Origin of the sequence: Bacillus pseudomycoides DSM 12442 (assembly GCF_000161455.1) — a bacterium.
GTDB lineage: Bacteria > Bacillota > Bacilli > Bacillales > Bacillaceae_G > Bacillus_A > Bacillus_A pseudomycoides.
In genome coordinates this window covers 1-14,874 of record NZ_CM000745.1, presented here as the reverse complement: position 1 = coordinate 14,874, position 14,874 = coordinate 1, and the positions used below count along the sequence as shown (strand labels likewise).

Below are 14,874 nucleotides of genomic sequence, written 5' to 3'. Positions count from 1 at the left end.
TTTTATTTCCTAAGAAATAGGGAATTGTTGACCTAGTAAAAACAGTAAAACATAGTAAGGGATTTTCTTTGTAGAGATTCCTAAAAATTGATAAATAAATGGGTAATCTTCGGAGGCATAGCTTCCTAATAGGTCGTACCACCAGTCGGTCTCGTAGCGAGAAATCATGCTTAAATTGTAGAGCAATAAATAATGTATGAGTGGTTCTGGTAAGAATAATTTACAACTTCTTACGTCTTTAGTTATTGGCAAATAGTAAGTGCTGGTATTGCAATCAAAAGATAAAGGTGTACTGTACAAAGGGTTCCATGTTTTAGTGGAAGCTGAGAATAGTAGATCAGATTCAAAGGTTTCACTTGGTGTGTACTGTATACTGAGATGTTTACAAGATGTTTCTATGTAACGAGAAAAACGCTCTTTCGTCATATGTAGACGATCAAGTATGTTGGGAGAAAATGAAATATGATGTTCGTCTACCGTATGAACCTTATATAACATTTTCTCTTTTTGACTATACTGGAATAAGGTTTCTAATTCGGGGATTTTCCCCATTAGTTCTAACATAATAAATTTCTCGGCCTCCAAGTGTTTCATGTGAAACATCCGTTCTGCAACATGGGTGAATAATCCATTCTTCTGCACTTTAACCTCATCCTCTAAAAACTGATATCCTTGTTTTTTTCGTTTACGTGTTGTTACTCCATGTGCCAAAACTGTTGTTGTTTCTGGATAGTTAGGATCAACAGTTAATAAGCACGCTTTTAAAAGTTGACTCATTCCATAAAATAACAGCATAGGTTGGATTGAAAAAGGTGCAGTTTTACATAATTCATAATAACTTTTTCCGTGCTCTAAGTAATAAATAAAAGGGTAACAATTTTCGAAGCTTTTTTTTTCAGCGTTTTCAATAGGTAATTTTTCATAACAGCGGGCAAGATAACGCTGTACATGTTGGGATGAAAAAAAGAAACTTAATTGCTGCCAAGTATGAGATGTATGATGCATATATTACGCTCCTTTTATTATCTAAAAATTCTAACATTTACGCACTTTCTTGACAGTATTTTAACCAATTGTTAAGCTACTAATAATAATTTCTGGTATCATGGGGGGAACAATTATGTGGGAATCTAAATTTGTTAAAGAAGGTTTGACATTCGATGATGTATTACTTGTACCAGCGAAGTCAGATGTATTGCCAAGAGAAGTAAGTGTTAAGACAGTTCTATCTGAAAGCTTGCAGTTAAACATTCCTTTAATTAGCGCAGGAATGGATACAGTAACAGAAGCTGATATGGCTATTGCAATGGCACGTCAAGGTGGTTTAGGAGTTATTCATAAGAATATGTCTATCGAGCAACAAGCTGAACAGGTTGATAAAGTAAAACGCTCTGAAAGCGGCGTTATTTCAGATCCTTTCTTTTTAACTCCAGATCATCAAGTATATGATGCAGAGCATCTTATGGGAAAATATCGTATCTCAGGTGTACCAATTGTAAATAACTTAGAAGAGCAAAAATTAGTTGGTATTATTACAAACCGTGATATGCGTTTTATTCAAGACTACTCTATTAAAATTTCCGATGTAATGACAAAAGAAAAGTTGATTACAGCTCCAGTTGGCACTACGCTAGAAGAAGCTGAAAAGATCCTACAGAAATATAAAATTGAAAAGCTCCCTCTTGTTGATAATAACGGTGTATTACAAGGGCTTATCACAATTAAAGATATTGAAAAAGTAATTGAGTTTCCAAACTCAGCAAAAGACAAGCAAGGTCGTTTGTTAGTTGGAGCAGCAGTTGGTGTAACTGCAGACGCTATTCTTCGTATCGATGCATTAGTAAAAGCAAACGTAGACGTAATTGTACTTGATACAGCTCATGGACATTCTCAAGGTGTCATTGAGAAGGTGAAAGAAGTTCGTGCGAAGTACCCAACACTAAATATTATTGCAGGTAACGTTGCCACAGCTGAAGCGACACGCGCATTAATTGAAGCAGGTGCAAATGTTATCAAAGTTGGTATTGGACCAGGTTCTATTTGTACAACACGCGTTGTAGCTGGTGTTGGTGTACCACAATTAACAGCTGTATATGATTGTGCGACAGAAGCTCGTAAGCACGGTATTCCAGTCATTGCTGATGGTGGTATTAAATACTCTGGTGATATGGTAAAAGCTTTAGCAGCAGGAGCACACGTTGTAATGCTTGGTAGTATGTTTGCTGGTGTAGCTGAAAGTCCAGGAGAAACTGAAATTTACCAAGGTCGCCAATTTAAAGTGTATCGTGGTATGGGCTCTGTTGGAGCAATGGAAAAAGGAAGTAAAGATCGTTACTTCCAAGAAGGTAATAAAAAACTTGTTCCAGAAGGTATCGAAGGCCGTGTGCCATATAAAGGACCTTTAGCTGATACAGTTCACCAATTAGTTGGTGGTTTACGTGCAGGTATGGGGTATTGCGGAGCAAATGACTTAGAATTCTTACGTGAGAATGCACAATTTATTCGTATGTCAGGTGCTGGTTTACGTGAAAGTCACCCACATCACGTACAAATTACAAAAGAGGCACCAAATTACTCTTTATAATGTCTTATATGTAAATAGATGGAGATTTGATATCTCTGTCTATTTTTTTTTGATTATGTTAGAATAACGGTTATGTGAGTACAAAGATATTGGGGGTAACAAAAGTGAAAGGTATGTTTTGCAAGCGATTTATTGCAATGGTAACAGTGCTTACACTATTTTGTAGCATGTTTGTTACATATGGTAGTGCATCGGCAGAAACAGGTGCTGCTTTAAATGTTGAAGCAGGAGCAGCAATTTTAGTAGAAGCAGATTCTGGAAAAATTTTATATCAAAAAAATGCAGATGAATTATTAGCGATTGCTAGTATGACAAAAATGATGAGTGAATACTTAGTTAATGAAGCGGTGGCTAAAGGAAAACTTAAGTGGGACCAAAAGGTAAAAGTTTCTGAATACGCACATATGATTTCACAAGATCGCTCATTATCAAACGTTCCATTAGAAAATGGTGGCTCTTACACGGTAAAAGAGCTATATGAAGCGATGGCAATTTATTCTGCAAACGGAGCAACAATTGCTTTAGCTGAAGCAATTGCAGGTAAAGAAGCAGATTTCGTAAAAATGATGAATGATAAAGCAAAAGAGCTTGGATTGAAGAATTATAAATTCGTAAACTCTACTGGCTTAACAAATCATGATTTAAAAGGACAACAACCTGAAGGTACAACTCCAGACGAGGAAAATAAAATGTCTGCTAGAGATTGTGCAATTTTAGCACAACATCTTATTCAAGATTTTCCCAAAGTATTAGAAACAGCTAAAATTCCGAAAAAAGTATTCCAAGAAGGTGGAAAATATCCTGTTAAAATGGATAACTGGAATTGGATGCTAAAAGGATTAGTTAAGGAATATGAAGGTGTAGATGGTTTGAAAACAGGATCTACTCCAGAAGCTGGAGATTGTTTTACAGGTACAGCTGAAAGAAATGGTATGCGTTTAATTTCTGTCGTTATTAAAACAAATTCTCATACAGCACGTTTTGACGAAACAAAGAAATTGTTTGATTACGGTTTTACAAACTTTGAAGTGAAAAAGGTATATCCAAAAGGATCTGCGGTAAAAGGACATGAAACTGTACGAGTAGAAAATGCGAAAGATAAAGATGTAACAATTCAGACTAAACAAGCAATTGCGCTTCCGATGTTAAAAGGAAGTAAAGACGTCTATAAAACAGAATTTAAAGACGTAAGTAAAGATAAAGAAGCACCAATTAAAAAAGGTACAACACTTGGTCAAATGATTATATCACCTAAAGATAATAATGATCCTGGATTCCTATCAGGTAAATCATTACAAGTAGATCTTATTACAAAATCAGAAGTAGAAAAGGCAAACTGGTTTGTACGTTCTATGCGTGGTATCGGTTCTTTCTTTAGTGGTATTTGGAACAGTGCTGTTGATACAGTAAAAGGTTGGTTTTAAGAGCTCCTCGTTGTAGGAGCTTTTTTTATTCCTATTTTTCATACCGACTTTATGAAAAAGTAGTGGACAAGCCTCTAATAGTTAGTGGTAGAATGTAAGAGTATTCTCAATTTTCGCCGTTAATGGGGAAAAGCAATTCACCTAGGGAGGTTTTTGTACATGACAAATGTAACAGGGACAGAACGTGTAAAACGTGGAATGGCAGAAATGCAAAAAGGCGGCGTTATCATGGACGTAGTTAACGCTGAGCAAGCAAGAATTGCAGAGGAAGCGGGCGCAGTTGCTGTTATGGCACTAGAGCGCGTTCCTGCAGATATTCGTGCAGCAGGTGGCGTTGCACGTATGGCAGATCCAACAATTGTTGAAGAAGTTATGGGTGCTGTATCAATTCCAGTTATGGCAAAATGCCGTATTGGTCACCTCGTGGAAGCACGTGTACTGGAATCATTAGGGGTAGACTACATTGATGAGAGTGAAGTATTAACTCCAGCTGATGAAGTATATCATTTAAATAAACGTGATTACACTGTTCCATTTGTATGTGGATGTCGTGATATTGGAGAAGCAGCTCGTCGTATTGCGGAAGGTGCATCTATGCTTCGTACAAAAGGCGAGCCTGGAACAGGGAACATTGTAGAAGCAGTACGTCATATGCGTCAAGTAAACGCAGAAATCCATCAAGTTGTAAGCCTACGTGAAGACGAATTAATGACATATGCAAAAAATACTGGAGCTCCTTATGAAGTATTACTTGAAATCAAACGTCTTGGTCGCCTACCAGTTGTAAACTTTGCAGCAGGTGGTGTAGCAACGCCGGCAGATGCTGCATTAATGATGCAACTTGGTGCAGATGGTGTGTTCGTAGGATCTGGTATTTTCAAATCAGAAAACCCAGAAAAATTTGCACGTGCTATTGTTGAAGCAACGACACATTACGAAGATTATGAGCTAATTGCAAGCCTTTCTAAAGGATTAGGTACTGCAATGAAAGGTGTCGAAATTTCAACATTATTACCAGAACAACGCATGCAAGAACGCGGTTGGTAATTAAAGGAGATTTTCAAATGGTTAAAGTCGGTGTATTAGGTCTTCAAGGAGCTGTTCGCGAACATGTAAAGGCAGTTGAAGCAAGTGGTGCAGATGCTGTAATTGTAAAGCGTGTGGAGCAACTTGAAGAAATTGATGGTCTTATTTTGCCAGGCGGTGAAAGTACAACAATGCGCCGTCTTATTGATAAGTACGATTTTATGGGGGCACTTCGTGAATTTGCGAAATCTGGTAAACCAATGTTCGGTACGTGTGCAGGTATGATTTTACTTGCAAACAATCTTATTGGTTATGAAGAATCCCACATCGGTGCTATGGATATTACAGTTGAACGTAATGCGTTTGGACGCCAAAAGGATAGCTTCGAAGCTTCCCTTTCGATAAAAGGTGTAGGAGAAGACTTTATTGGTGTATTTATTCGTGCGCCATACGTTGTAAGTGTAGGGGATAACGTAGAAATTCTTTCTATGCACAATGACCGAATGGTAGCAGTAAGACAAGGACCATTTTTAGCAGCTTCTTTCCATCCGGAGTTAACGGATGACCATCGTGTTACAGCATATTTTGTACAGATGGTGAAAGAGGAGAAAATGAAAAAAGTTGTATAAGTAACTTGCAACTTGTGTAAGATTATAGTAAATTGATGGTAACAATTTTATAAAATAAACGTGTTGATAGGAAGTAGTAACAAATGTTGTTTCTTATAGAGAGTCGGTGGCTGGTGGAAACCGATAGAAACAGTTTGTGAATCCATCCTGGAATGAAATGTGGAATATCTTTATGATTAGTAAACATTTCCGGTGAAGAGTCGTTATTTCTACTTGAGAGGAAAGCAATATTGCTTTCAACTAGGGTGGCAACGCGGGTTAACTCCCGTCCCTTTTTACAGGGACGGGAGTTTTTGTGTTTTATAAAATAAAAGGAGGAATATATAATGCTTGATATTAAATTTTTACGTGCGAATTTTGAAGAAGTAAAAGCAAAGTTACAGCATAGAGGTGAAGATTTAACTGATTTCGGTCGTTTTGAAGAATTAGATACAAGAAGAAGAGAGCTACTTGTTCAAACAGAGGAATTGAAAAGTAAACGTAATGAAGTGTCTCAACAAATCTCTGTGTTAAAGCGCGAAAAGAAAGATGCAGAGGCATTAATTTTAGAGATGCGTGAAGTAGGGGAAAAGGTAAAGGATTTTGATAACGAACTTCGTATAGTTGAAGAAGATTTAGAGAGATTAATGCTTTCTATTCCAAATATCCCACATGAGTCTGCACCAATTGGCGAAACAGAAGATGATAACGTGGTAGCGCGTACTTGGGGAGAAGTAAAAGAATTTAACTTTGAACCAAAACCTCACTGGGATCTTGCAACTGATTTAGGAATTTTAGATTTTGAGCGTGCTGCTAAAGTAACGGGAAGCCGCTTTGTATTCTATAAAGGTGCAGGTGCAAGATTGGAACGTGCTTTAATTAGCTTTATGCTGGATCTTCATACTGATGAACATGGATATGAAGAAGTTTTACCTCCGTATATGGTAAACCGTGCAAGTATGACAGGAACGGGACAACTTCCAAAGTTTGAAGAAGATGCGTTCCGTATTGAGAGTGAAGATTATTTCTTAATTCCTACAGCTGAGGTTCCTGTAACAAACATGCACCGTGACGAAATCTTAAGTTCAGAGCAATTACCAATTCGTTATGCAGCATTTAGCTCTTGTTTCCGTTCTGAAGCAGGATCAGCTGGACGCGATACACGTGGTTTAATCCGTCAGCATCAATTTAATAAAGTTGAGCTTGTGAAATTTGTTAAACCAGAAGATTCTTATGAAGAATTAGAAAAATTAACAAATGATGCGGAACGCGTGTTACAATTATTAGGTCTACCATATCGTGTTATGAGCATGTGTACAGGAGATTTAGGATTTACAGCAGCGAAGAAATACGATATTGAAGTATGGATTCCAAGCTATGGCACGTATCGTGAGATTTCTTCTTGTAGTAACTTCGAAGCATTCCAAGCAAGACGTGCGAATATTCGCTTCCGTCGTGAGCCGAATGCAAAACCAGAACCTGTTCATACACTAAATGGATCTGGACTTGCAATTGGACGTACAGTTGCAGCTGTTTTAGAAAACTATCAACAAGAAGATGGTACAATTATAATTCCAGAAGTTCTTCGCCCTTATATGGGAGGAAAAACAGTTATTAAATAAATTGAAACTTTCATCGGTATGAGTGTTGTCAGTAAAAAAATGTAGGAAAAGGAGATTGTTTTTTCCTTTTCCTATAATTTATTATAGTGTACTTGACTAACTGTTTTTCTTTTGATATTATATTTGATGTCAATATGGAGGTATACCCAAGTCTGGCTGAAGGGATCGGTCTTGAAAACCGACAGGCGGCGAGAGTCGCGCGGGGGTTCGAATCCCTCTACCTCCTCCAGATATAATTGACAACAGCGCATATAAGTGGAGATTGGAGAACTCGTTACCAACACGTAACGAGTTTTTATTTTAAAACCAATCAGAAAGTATGATGTAAGGCGGGAAAACGCCTTATGAAACACTCATATTCCGATGATTATCTTCATAGATATGAAAGGAGTCAACATGGATCTTATTATACAAACGTTTCCTTTAGATGGAAAAACTTTATACTATGTACAATGTCCAGTCTGTAAGAACAATAGAATTTTAAATAGTGGTGCAAACGTATCACGTATTATAAGTGATGATACATTCCGTAAACTTTGCGGTTGTACTTGTAATGCGAAGAAAGAATTGAGAAAAGTAGAAGCACCGAAACAAACTACAAAAAAAGAAGTAGCTCCAAAACGTACTGGTAAAGTATTAACAGCAATCATTAATGGAAAAGAAATGACCGTTAAAGAAATTGCTGAGACATATGATATTAGTACAAGTACGGTTCGTCAGCGTATTAATGCTGGGAAACCAGAGAGCGAAATTATTGCTCCAACGAAAAAGAAAAAGTAAGTTAATAGGAAAACCCGTGCATTCGCACGGGTTTTTTATTTTACAAGCTTACGTGTTTGTTTTAAGAAATGACCAATTTTCTTAATAATTGGTTCAATTGAGTCTTCATCTTTTAAAATATCGTATTCATTAATATTTAAGCGTAGGACAGGACATGAATTAAAGTTATTAATCCAGTTTTCATAACGTCCGTGCATTTCTTGCCAATACTCAATTGGAGTTTGTTGTTCCATAGGGCGACCGCGTTCTTGAATACGACTGACAATATCATCAAAAGAACCTTCTAGATAGATTAATAAGTCTGGGTGCGGGAAGTAAGGTGTCATAACCATTGCATCGAATAACCCTTTGTATGTTTCATAATCTGTTTCTGTCATTGTTCCTTTTTCGTGATGCATTTTCGCAAAAATGCCAGTATCTTCATAGATAGAACGATCCTGTACAAAGCCACCGCCGTATTCGAAAATTCTTTTTTGTTCTTTAAATCTTTCTGCTAAAAAATAAACTTGTAAGTGAAAGCTCCAGCGCGTGAAATCAGCATAGAACTTATCTAAATATGGATTTGAATCTACTTTTTCAAATGATGTTCGGTAACCTAAAGCATTGGCAAGTGTGGTTGTCATAGTTGATTTACCAACGCCAACTGTACCAGCAATTGTAATTACTGCATCATTTGGTATATCATACTTTTCCCTTAAATTCATTGCTATTTCGTCCCCTTTAAGAGTGTATTTTGGAGAGTGGATAAAATTACATTTAGATCGTCACTGTTCTTCACGAAATCCATGTTATCTCCATTGAATTTTAATACTGGAATATCAGGATGGTCCTTTTTAAAAGCATCCATTGCCGTTTCATAATCTTTAGTGAGCTGTAGTAAGTAATTTGGATCCATGTTTTTCTCAAATTCACGTCCACGCATTGCAATTCGTTTTTGTAATGTTTCTAGACTTGCTGTTAAATATACAATGACATTTGGTACGGGCATATCTTGCGTAAGAATACGATAAATTTGCATGTACTTGTCATATTGAGCGTCCTTTAATGAGCGAGATGCAAAAATTAAATTTTTAAGTATATGATAATCTGCTACCACTGGTTTACGCTGATTCAAGTATTTTATATTAATGTCTTCCAATTGTTTATAGCGATTGCAAAGAAAGAACATTTCTGTTTGAAAACTCCATTCTTCAATATTTTCATAAAATTTCCCTAAGAAAGGATTTTCATCGACAATCTCTTTTAATAAATGGAGTTGCATGTGAGCTGAAATTTCCTTCGCTAGTGAAGTTTTTCCAACACCGATAGGTCCTTCAACCGTAATAAATGGTACTCCGGTCACGCTGTTTCCTCCTTTCAATTCATAATTTCCTGTAAATACAAAGCACAAAACAGAATTATTGTAGCACAAGAGGGAAGCAAGCGGACTAATTTGTCATAAAAAGTTGGAAAATCGACGCACGCTATTCAAGTTTTAATTGAAAAGAGGGTGTAATATTTGCCTTTAATGTTGTTTCCATTATTTTTAAAGCGTGTTTATTATCTTGATCAGAGTTAGAAGCAGTGCAATCTTGAGGTACATATAGAGTATAGTTCCTCATATGAGCGTCATTGGCTGTAAAAAGAATGCAGATGTTTCCTGCAATCCCTGTTATGATAAGTTTTTCAACTTTTAAATGTCCTAATAAAGAATTTAAGGGAGTTTCATAAAATGCTGAATAATGTGGTTTAATAAACACATAATCATCTGCCCTGGGAGCGATTGCTTGTATAATATTTTTGCTATAATCATTTGTACAATGAGTAATAAGTTGATCGATATCAGCTCTCCATAGTTGATAATGATCGTTAATATAAATAACAGGATAACCATTCATTTTCATTGTTCGTTTTAAGTGTAAAATAGGCTCTATAATTATTTGACATTTTTGTGCAAGGGTTGGTCCATGCGAGAATTGGAAGTCGTTAATCATGTCAATAATGAGCAATGCGGTATTTTTCATATGTAATCACCCTTCCTTTTTCTTTAGAGTGGATTGGATGTGTGAAAGTTATCCCGTATCTGTAAGGAGAAGTGTAATTGAATAGTATGTATATAAATATAAATTGAAAAACTGACATAAAACCTTCCTTTTTGGGCTGGAGAGAGAATCCGATCATAGGTAGAAGCGGTCAGATCCTTTTCCTACGCCATGTCAAGTGAAAACAAAAGGATAAAATGAGTGGAGTTTACTTTTTGTTCTGCGTAGCAGGGGGTTATATGTCCAAAAATCAAAATGGATTGATATAGTAGTAAAGGGTTATAATACTTTATTCGTAATGAGAGGACTGTATTATGGAACAAGATATTTATTTTATGCAGCTTGCAATAGAAGAAGCGAAGAAAGCTGAAGAAATACAAGAAGTTCCGATTGGAGCTGTTATTGTACTCGGTGGAGAAGTAATCAGCGTTGCTCACAATTTAAGAGAGACAGAGCAACGATCAATTGCTCATGCAGAGTTATTAGCTATAGATGAAGCTTGTAAAAAGTTAGGTACGTGGCGTTTAGAAAATGCAACGTTATACGTTACATTAGAACCATGTCCGATGTGCGCAGGTGGAATTGTGTTATCCCGTGTAAAACGTGTCGTATATGGTGCAAGTGATCCAAAGGGTGGATGTGCAGGCACTTTAATGAACCTTTTAACGGACGAGCGTTTTAATCACCAATGTGAAGTAGTATCTGGTGTGATGGAAGAAGAATGTGGCATGTTGTTAACGAATTTTTTTAGAGAGCTTCGTAAAAGAAGGAAAGAGAAGAAGGAAAAATTGGATAAAAATACAGGTGCTTAACATATTTGCAATTTATGAAGAAACAAGTTATACTGATATTGCCTTCATTAAGGCAACCGAATATTGGTTTTAACTTTGCCGTGCTAAGCGGGGAGGTAGCGGTGCCCTGTACTCGCAATCCGCTCTAGCGAGGCCGAATCCCTTCTCGAGGTTATGTTACTGTAAGGCCTGCCTTAAGTAAGTGGTGTTGACGTTTGGGTCCTGCGCAACGGGACCCCGTGAACCTTGTCAGGTCCGGAAGGAAGCAGCAATAAGCGGGTTTTCTCGTGTGCCGCAGGAGTGCCTGAACCGAGCTAACTGCTTAAGTAACGCTTATGGTACGTAATCGACAGAAGGTGCACGGCAGTTATATATGTATACAAAACTCACCTTATATAAAGAGGTGGGTTTTTTGTATAGAAAATAACTTTTGGAATCTATAAACAGAATGGGTTATAATATACAAGATAATAACCTTTGAGGGAGGCCGTATTTTCGTGTCATACCAAGCGTTATACCGAACATGGAGACCGCAAAATTTTGAAGATGTAGTCGGTCAAAAGCACGTAACAAAAACGTTGCAAAATGCCATTCTTCAAGAGAAAGCTTCGCATGCTTATTTATTTTCAGGCCCGAGAGGAACAGGTAAAACGACAATTGCAAAAGTATTTGCAAAGACAATTAACTGTGAGCATGCTCCAGTAGCTGAACCTTGTAATGAATGCCCTGCGTGTTTAGGCATTACACAAGGGTCTATTTCGGATGTATTAGAAATTGATGCGGCTTCAAATAACGGTGTAGATGAAATTCGAGATATAAGAGATAAAGTAAAGTATGCCCCAAGTGCAGTGAGATATAAAGTATACATTATTGATGAGGTCCACATGCTTTCTATGGGAGCTTTTAATGCGCTTTTAAAGACGTTAGAAGAACCACCACAACATGTTATCTTTATTTTAGCGACTACAGAGCCTCATAAAATCCCACCTACAATCATTTCACGCTGTCAACGTTTTGAATTTCGGAAGATATCAGTACATGATATTGTAGAGAGATTAGCGACGGTTGTTACAAATGAAGGTACAAAGGTAGAAGATGAAGCATTACAAATTGTTGCGCGTGCTGCTGAGGGTGGTATGCGTGATGCACTCAGTCTGATCGACCAAGCTATTTCTTATAGCGATGAAGTAGTTACGACTGAAGATGTCTTAGCGGTAACAGGTTCTGTTTCTCAACAATATTTAGGTAACCTTGTAGAATGCATGCGCGAGAATGATGTATCAAGAGCATTGCGTATTATTGATGATATGATGAGTAAAGGAAAAGACCCAGTTCGTTTTATGGAAGATTTCATTTACTATTATCGTGATATGCTCTTATATCAAACTTCACCACAATTGGAACATATGTTAGAACGGGTAATTGTAGATGACCAGTTCCGTATGCTAAGTGAAGCGATGCAACCTGAGATGATTTATGAAATTATTCATACGCTCAGTAAGGGGCAACAGGAGATGAAGTGGACAAATCATCCGCGGATTTTCTTAGAAGTTGTTATGGTGCAACTTTGCCAGCAATTTATGGTGCAGACGAATGGTGCAGACCGTTTGCAAGCAATTATGAATAGAATGCAACAACTAGAAAAAGAACTAGAACATGTGAAGAAGAATGGTGTGCCAGCTGGTGCGCAACAGGAAGTAAGAGAGGCACGTACAACGCCAAAACCTGTGCGGACAGGAAGTATGAAAATACCTGTTGGACGGGTACATGAAGTATTAAAGCAAGCGAAACGCCAAGATTTAGAGAAATTAAAAGGTATATGGGGTGAGTTGCTAGGAAGACTTAAATCCTATAATAAAGTAGCGTTTGCTGTATTATTAGAGAATAGTGAACCAGTTGCAGCTTCTGAAGATTCTTATGTGTTAGCTTTCCAATATGAGATACATTGCAAAATGGCAAGTGAAAATCGTGATGCAATGGATACCGTAGAACAAATTCTTTTTGAATTGTTGAGTAAAAGGTTGAATATGATTGCAATTCCAAAGAGTGAGTGGGGGAAAATTCGCGAAGAATTTTTACAACGTGAAGGTGGGAATTCAGAAGAAGCTGCGGAACAAAAAGTAGATCCTCTCGTAGAAGAGGCGGTAAAGTTAGTAGGGCAACAACTTATTGAAATAAAAGAATAATAACAATTAGGAGGAATTTATTATGATGCGTGGCGGAATGGGAAATATGAATAACATGATGAAACAAATGCAAAAAATGCAAAAGCAAATGGCGAAAGCACAAGAGGAACTTGGTGAAAGAACAGTTGAAGGTACAGCTGGCGGCGGAATGGTTACCGTTATTGTAAATGGTCACAAGCAAATTCTTGAAGTGAAAATTAAAGAAGAAGTTGTAGACCCAGAAGATATCGAAATGTTACAAGACCTTGTGTTAGCTGCAACAAATGATGCACTTAAGCAAGCTGAGGAACTTTCAAACTCTACAATGGGGCAATTCACAAAAGGCTTAAACTTACCAGGTGGAATGTTCTAGTAGGAGGATATTGATATATGCATTATCCAGAACCGATTTCGAAGCTTATTGATAGCTTTATGAAGTTGCCAGGGATTGGTCCGAAAACGGCAGTCCGATTGGCTTTCTTCGTGTTAGATATGAAAGAAGACGACGTATTAGATTTTGCTAAATCACTTGTAAATGCAAAGCGGAATTTAACATACTGTTCTGTTTGTGGACATATTACAGATCGTGATCCTTGTTATATTTGTGATGATTCACATCGTGACCAATCGGTTGTTTGTGTTGTACAGGAAGCAAAAGATGTAATCGCGATGGAAAAAATGAAAGAATATCAAGGTGTCTATCATGTGCTTCGTGGTGCAATCTCACCAATGGAGGGAATTGGACCGGAGGACATTAATATTCCACAGTTATTAAAAAGGTTACAAGATGAAACTGTACAAGAAGTTATTTTAGCAACGAACCCGAATATTGAAGGGGAAGCTACAGCGATGTATATTTCCCGCCTCTTAAAACCGACAGGTATTAAAGTGACTCGTATTGCGCATGGTCTTCCCGTTGGTGGAGATTTAGAATATGCGGATGAAGTAACGCTATCGAAGGCTCTAGAAGGCCGTAGAGAAATATAAGAGGAGAAATCAAAATGTTTTTTCAAAAAAAGGGCAAGTTGCGAAAAGAATATGATGATAAGTTAATTGCTGCATTAGAAAAAGTGAAGAATGAGTGGTTACGTCAAAAAAGGATGGTAGAACAAAGTGTCGAACCATCTCAAGATGTACTATGTTCTTTGAAAATAGCAGAAGCAAAATACTTTTTCTTGCTAAAAGAAGCAAAAAGGCGTCCTGTAAAAATGGAGCAATGGTAAAAGACCCTGTTTTTTAAAATAGGGTCTTTTCTTTATACTATTATTCTCGGGCGGCGAAATCTCAATCTAAAAATGCAGCGGAATTATAAGTAATCAATTGCTCGTAAAATCCCGATCAGTGAGAACTAATAATTAGTAGGGATGAATCTCCACACTGAATAAAATAATTGAACGGTATTTTTTGTTTCCTTGTCCCATACAAATAGAGTGTATAGGTTATATAAGGAGGGGGAAAATGAACTCTACATTGATTATTGGTGGAATTCTTGCTTTGGTATTTGTTTTGCTGATTTTTGGCGCCTCAGTGAAACCGTTGCAATTCATAGGAAAGATATTCGTTAAAGTAATGATAGGTGTAGTATTATTGTTTGCCGTTAATGTGATTGGAACATATTTTGGTTTTCATATTCCAATTAATATTGGTACAGCTTCTATTTCTAGCATTTTGGGGGTACCGGGTATTTGTGCTTTAGTTATCATTAAATTATATATAATGCCAGGATGAATAACATTTTGGCATTTATTTTAAAAAAGTGAAAAATAGTGTTGACTTATTAATTGTTAATGTGATAAATTAATAAGCGTCGTCAACGACACAAGAAAAAAGAAGTTGACGAAGTGATTGAGAAA

The 14,874-nt window shown here is 37.0% G+C and carries 16 protein-coding genes, 1 tRNA gene, 1 other RNA gene and 1 other annotated feature; of the genes, 14 read left to right on the top strand and 4 right to left on the bottom strand.

What is annotated here, in order from left to right:
- Positions 1-9: 9 nt before the first annotated feature.
- Positions 10-1,005 (bottom strand): YaaC family protein, encoded by a 996-nt coding sequence (locus tag BPMYX0001_RS00085; protein WP_006093068.1) that lies wholly within the window; start codon positions 1,003-1,005, stop codon positions 10-12.
- Between the two features lie 115 nt (positions 1,006-1,120).
- Here BPMYX0001_RS00085 and guaB point away from each other — a divergent pair, with 115 nt between their 5' ends.
- From guaB to BPMYX0001_RS00050, 7 genes are all read left to right on the top strand, one after another.
- Positions 1,121-2,584: an IMP dehydrogenase gene (gene guaB / locus BPMYX0001_RS00080; protein WP_018783552.1), complete on the top strand. Its 1,464-nt coding sequence runs from the start codon at positions 1,121-1,123 to the stop codon at positions 2,582-2,584.
- Positions 2,585-2,688: 104 nt separating this feature from the next.
- The gene (locus BPMYX0001_RS00075; RefSeq protein WP_018767813.1) at positions 2,689-4,008 is read left to right on the top strand and encodes a serine hydrolase; all 1,320 of its coding nucleotides are present in this window, start codon (positions 2,689-2,691) and stop codon (positions 4,006-4,008) included.
- 159 nt (positions 4,009-4,167) lie between these two features.
- Positions 4,168-5,055: a pyridoxal 5'-phosphate synthase lyase subunit PdxS gene (pdxS, locus tag BPMYX0001_RS00070; protein WP_003194186.1), complete on the top strand. Its 888-nt coding sequence runs from the start codon at positions 4,168-4,170 to the stop codon at positions 5,053-5,055.
- A gap of 17 nt (positions 5,056-5,072) precedes the next feature.
- Positions 5,073-5,663 carry a pyridoxal 5'-phosphate synthase glutaminase subunit PdxT gene (gene pdxT / locus BPMYX0001_RS00065; RefSeq protein WP_003194184.1) on the top strand — a complete coding sequence of 197 codons (591 nt, stop codon included), beginning with the start codon at positions 5,073-5,075 and terminating at the stop codon, positions 5,661-5,663.
- A gap of 54 nt (positions 5,664-5,717) precedes the next feature.
- Positions 5,718-5,939: a binding site (T-box leader), on the top strand.
- Positions 5,940-5,989: 50 nt separating this feature from the next.
- The gene (gene serS / locus BPMYX0001_RS00060) at positions 5,990-7,264 is read left to right on the top strand and encodes a serine--tRNA ligase (protein WP_003194183.1); all 1,275 of its coding nucleotides are present in this window, start codon (positions 5,990-5,992) and stop codon (positions 7,262-7,264) included.
- 136 nt (positions 7,265-7,400) lie between these two features.
- Positions 7,401-7,493: transfer RNA gene (locus tag BPMYX0001_RS00055), tRNA-Ser, on the top strand.
- A 167-nt stretch (positions 7,494-7,660) separates the two neighbouring features.
- The gene (locus BPMYX0001_RS00050) at positions 7,661-8,044 is read left to right on the top strand and encodes a sigma factor-like helix-turn-helix DNA-binding protein (RefSeq protein WP_033798547.1); all 384 of its coding nucleotides are present in this window, start codon (positions 7,661-7,663) and stop codon (positions 8,042-8,044) included.
- A gap of 35 nt (positions 8,045-8,079) precedes the next feature.
- Here the strand turns inward: BPMYX0001_RS00050 and BPMYX0001_RS00045 are convergent, their stop codons facing one another.
- The 3 genes from BPMYX0001_RS00045 to BPMYX0001_RS00035 form a co-directional block, all read right to left on the bottom strand.
- Complete coding sequence (locus tag BPMYX0001_RS00045) at positions 8,080-8,748, bottom strand: deoxynucleoside kinase (protein WP_003194179.1); 669 nt, start codon at positions 8,746-8,748, stop codon at positions 8,080-8,082.
- 2 nt (positions 8,749-8,750) lie between these two features.
- Positions 8,751-9,386, bottom strand: a complete 636-nt coding sequence (locus BPMYX0001_RS00040) for a deoxynucleoside kinase (RefSeq protein ID WP_006093065.1) — start codon at positions 9,384-9,386, stop codon at positions 8,751-8,753.
- A 121-nt stretch (positions 9,387-9,507) separates the two neighbouring features.
- Positions 9,508-10,047 carry a cysteine hydrolase family protein gene (locus BPMYX0001_RS00035; protein ID WP_006093064.1) on the bottom strand — a complete coding sequence of 180 codons (540 nt, stop codon included), beginning with the start codon at positions 10,045-10,047 and terminating at the stop codon, positions 9,508-9,510.
- Between the two features lie 332 nt (positions 10,048-10,379).
- Between BPMYX0001_RS00035 and tadA the strand changes: the two genes are divergently transcribed.
- The 7 genes from tadA (at position 10,380) to BPMYX0001_RS00005 (ending at position 14,749) form a co-directional block, all read left to right on the top strand.
- Positions 10,380-10,877, top strand: coding sequence for a tRNA adenosine(34) deaminase TadA (gene tadA, locus BPMYX0001_RS00030; RefSeq protein WP_003194173.1), 498 nt, complete (start codon positions 10,380-10,382; stop codon positions 10,875-10,877).
- A gap of 78 nt (positions 10,878-10,955) precedes the next feature.
- Positions 10,956-11,220: signal recognition particle sRNA large type (gene ffs, locus BPMYX0001_RS29970), an RNA gene on the top strand.
- 133 nt (positions 11,221-11,353) lie between these two features.
- Entirely contained in the window at positions 11,354-13,042 is a 1,689-nt protein-coding gene (gene dnaX, locus BPMYX0001_RS00025) for a DNA polymerase III subunit gamma/tau (protein ID WP_006093063.1), read from the top strand.
- A 25-nt stretch (positions 13,043-13,067) separates the two neighbouring features.
- Entirely contained in the window at positions 13,068-13,394 is a 327-nt protein-coding gene (locus BPMYX0001_RS00020) for a YbaB/EbfC family nucleoid-associated protein (RefSeq protein WP_006093062.1), read from the top strand.
- A 17-nt stretch (positions 13,395-13,411) separates the two neighbouring features.
- Complete coding sequence (gene recR, locus BPMYX0001_RS00015; RefSeq protein WP_003194165.1) at positions 13,412-14,008, top strand: recombination protein RecR; 597 nt, start codon at positions 13,412-13,414, stop codon at positions 14,006-14,008.
- Positions 14,009-14,022: 14 nt separating this feature from the next.
- Complete coding sequence (locus BPMYX0001_RS00010; RefSeq protein ID WP_003194164.1) at positions 14,023-14,244, top strand: YaaL family protein; 222 nt, start codon at positions 14,023-14,025, stop codon at positions 14,242-14,244.
- Between the two features lie 235 nt (positions 14,245-14,479).
- Entirely contained in the window at positions 14,480-14,749 is a 270-nt protein-coding gene (locus tag BPMYX0001_RS00005) for a pro-sigmaK processing inhibitor BofA family protein (RefSeq protein ID WP_003205416.1), read from the top strand.
- Positions 14,750-14,874: the final 125 nt, after the last annotated feature.

Bases quoted from the DNA above. Each gene is read 5' to 3' on its own strand.
- guaB (WP_018783552.1), top strand. From the start codon at position 1,121: ATGTGGGAATCTAAATTTGTTAAAGAAGGTTTGACATTCGATGATGTA.
- recR (WP_003194165.1), top strand. From the start codon at position 13,412: ATGCATTATCCAGAACCGATTTCGAAGCTTATTGATAGCTTTATGAAG.
- pdxS (WP_003194186.1), top strand. From the start codon at position 4,168: ATGACAAATGTAACAGGGACAGAACGTGTAAAACGTGGAATGGCAGAA.
- BPMYX0001_RS00085 (WP_006093068.1), bottom strand. From the start codon at position 1,005: ATGCATCATACATCTCATACTTGGCAGCAATTAAGTTTCTTTTTTTCA.
- BPMYX0001_RS00050 (WP_033798547.1), top strand. From the start codon at position 7,661: ATGGATCTTATTATACAAACGTTTCCTTTAGATGGAAAAACTTTATAC.
- BPMYX0001_RS00035 (WP_006093064.1), bottom strand. From the start codon at position 10,047: ATGAAAAATACCGCATTGCTCATTATTGACATGATTAACGACTTCCAA.
- BPMYX0001_RS00045 (WP_003194179.1), bottom strand. From the start codon at position 8,748: ATGAATTTAAGGGAAAAGTATGATATACCAAATGATGCAGTAATTACA.
- serS (WP_003194183.1), top strand. From the start codon at position 5,990: ATGCTTGATATTAAATTTTTACGTGCGAATTTTGAAGAAGTAAAAGCA.
- BPMYX0001_RS00010 (WP_003194164.1), top strand. From the start codon at position 14,023: ATGTTTTTTCAAAAAAAGGGCAAGTTGCGAAAAGAATATGATGATAAG.
- BPMYX0001_RS00020 (WP_006093062.1), top strand. From the start codon at position 13,068: ATGCGTGGCGGAATGGGAAATATGAATAACATGATGAAACAAATGCAA.
- BPMYX0001_RS00005 (WP_003205416.1), top strand. From the start codon at position 14,480: ATGAACTCTACATTGATTATTGGTGGAATTCTTGCTTTGGTATTTGTT.
- pdxT (WP_003194184.1), top strand. From the start codon at position 5,073: ATGGTTAAAGTCGGTGTATTAGGTCTTCAAGGAGCTGTTCGCGAACAT.
- tadA (WP_003194173.1), top strand. From the start codon at position 10,380: ATGGAACAAGATATTTATTTTATGCAGCTTGCAATAGAAGAAGCGAAG.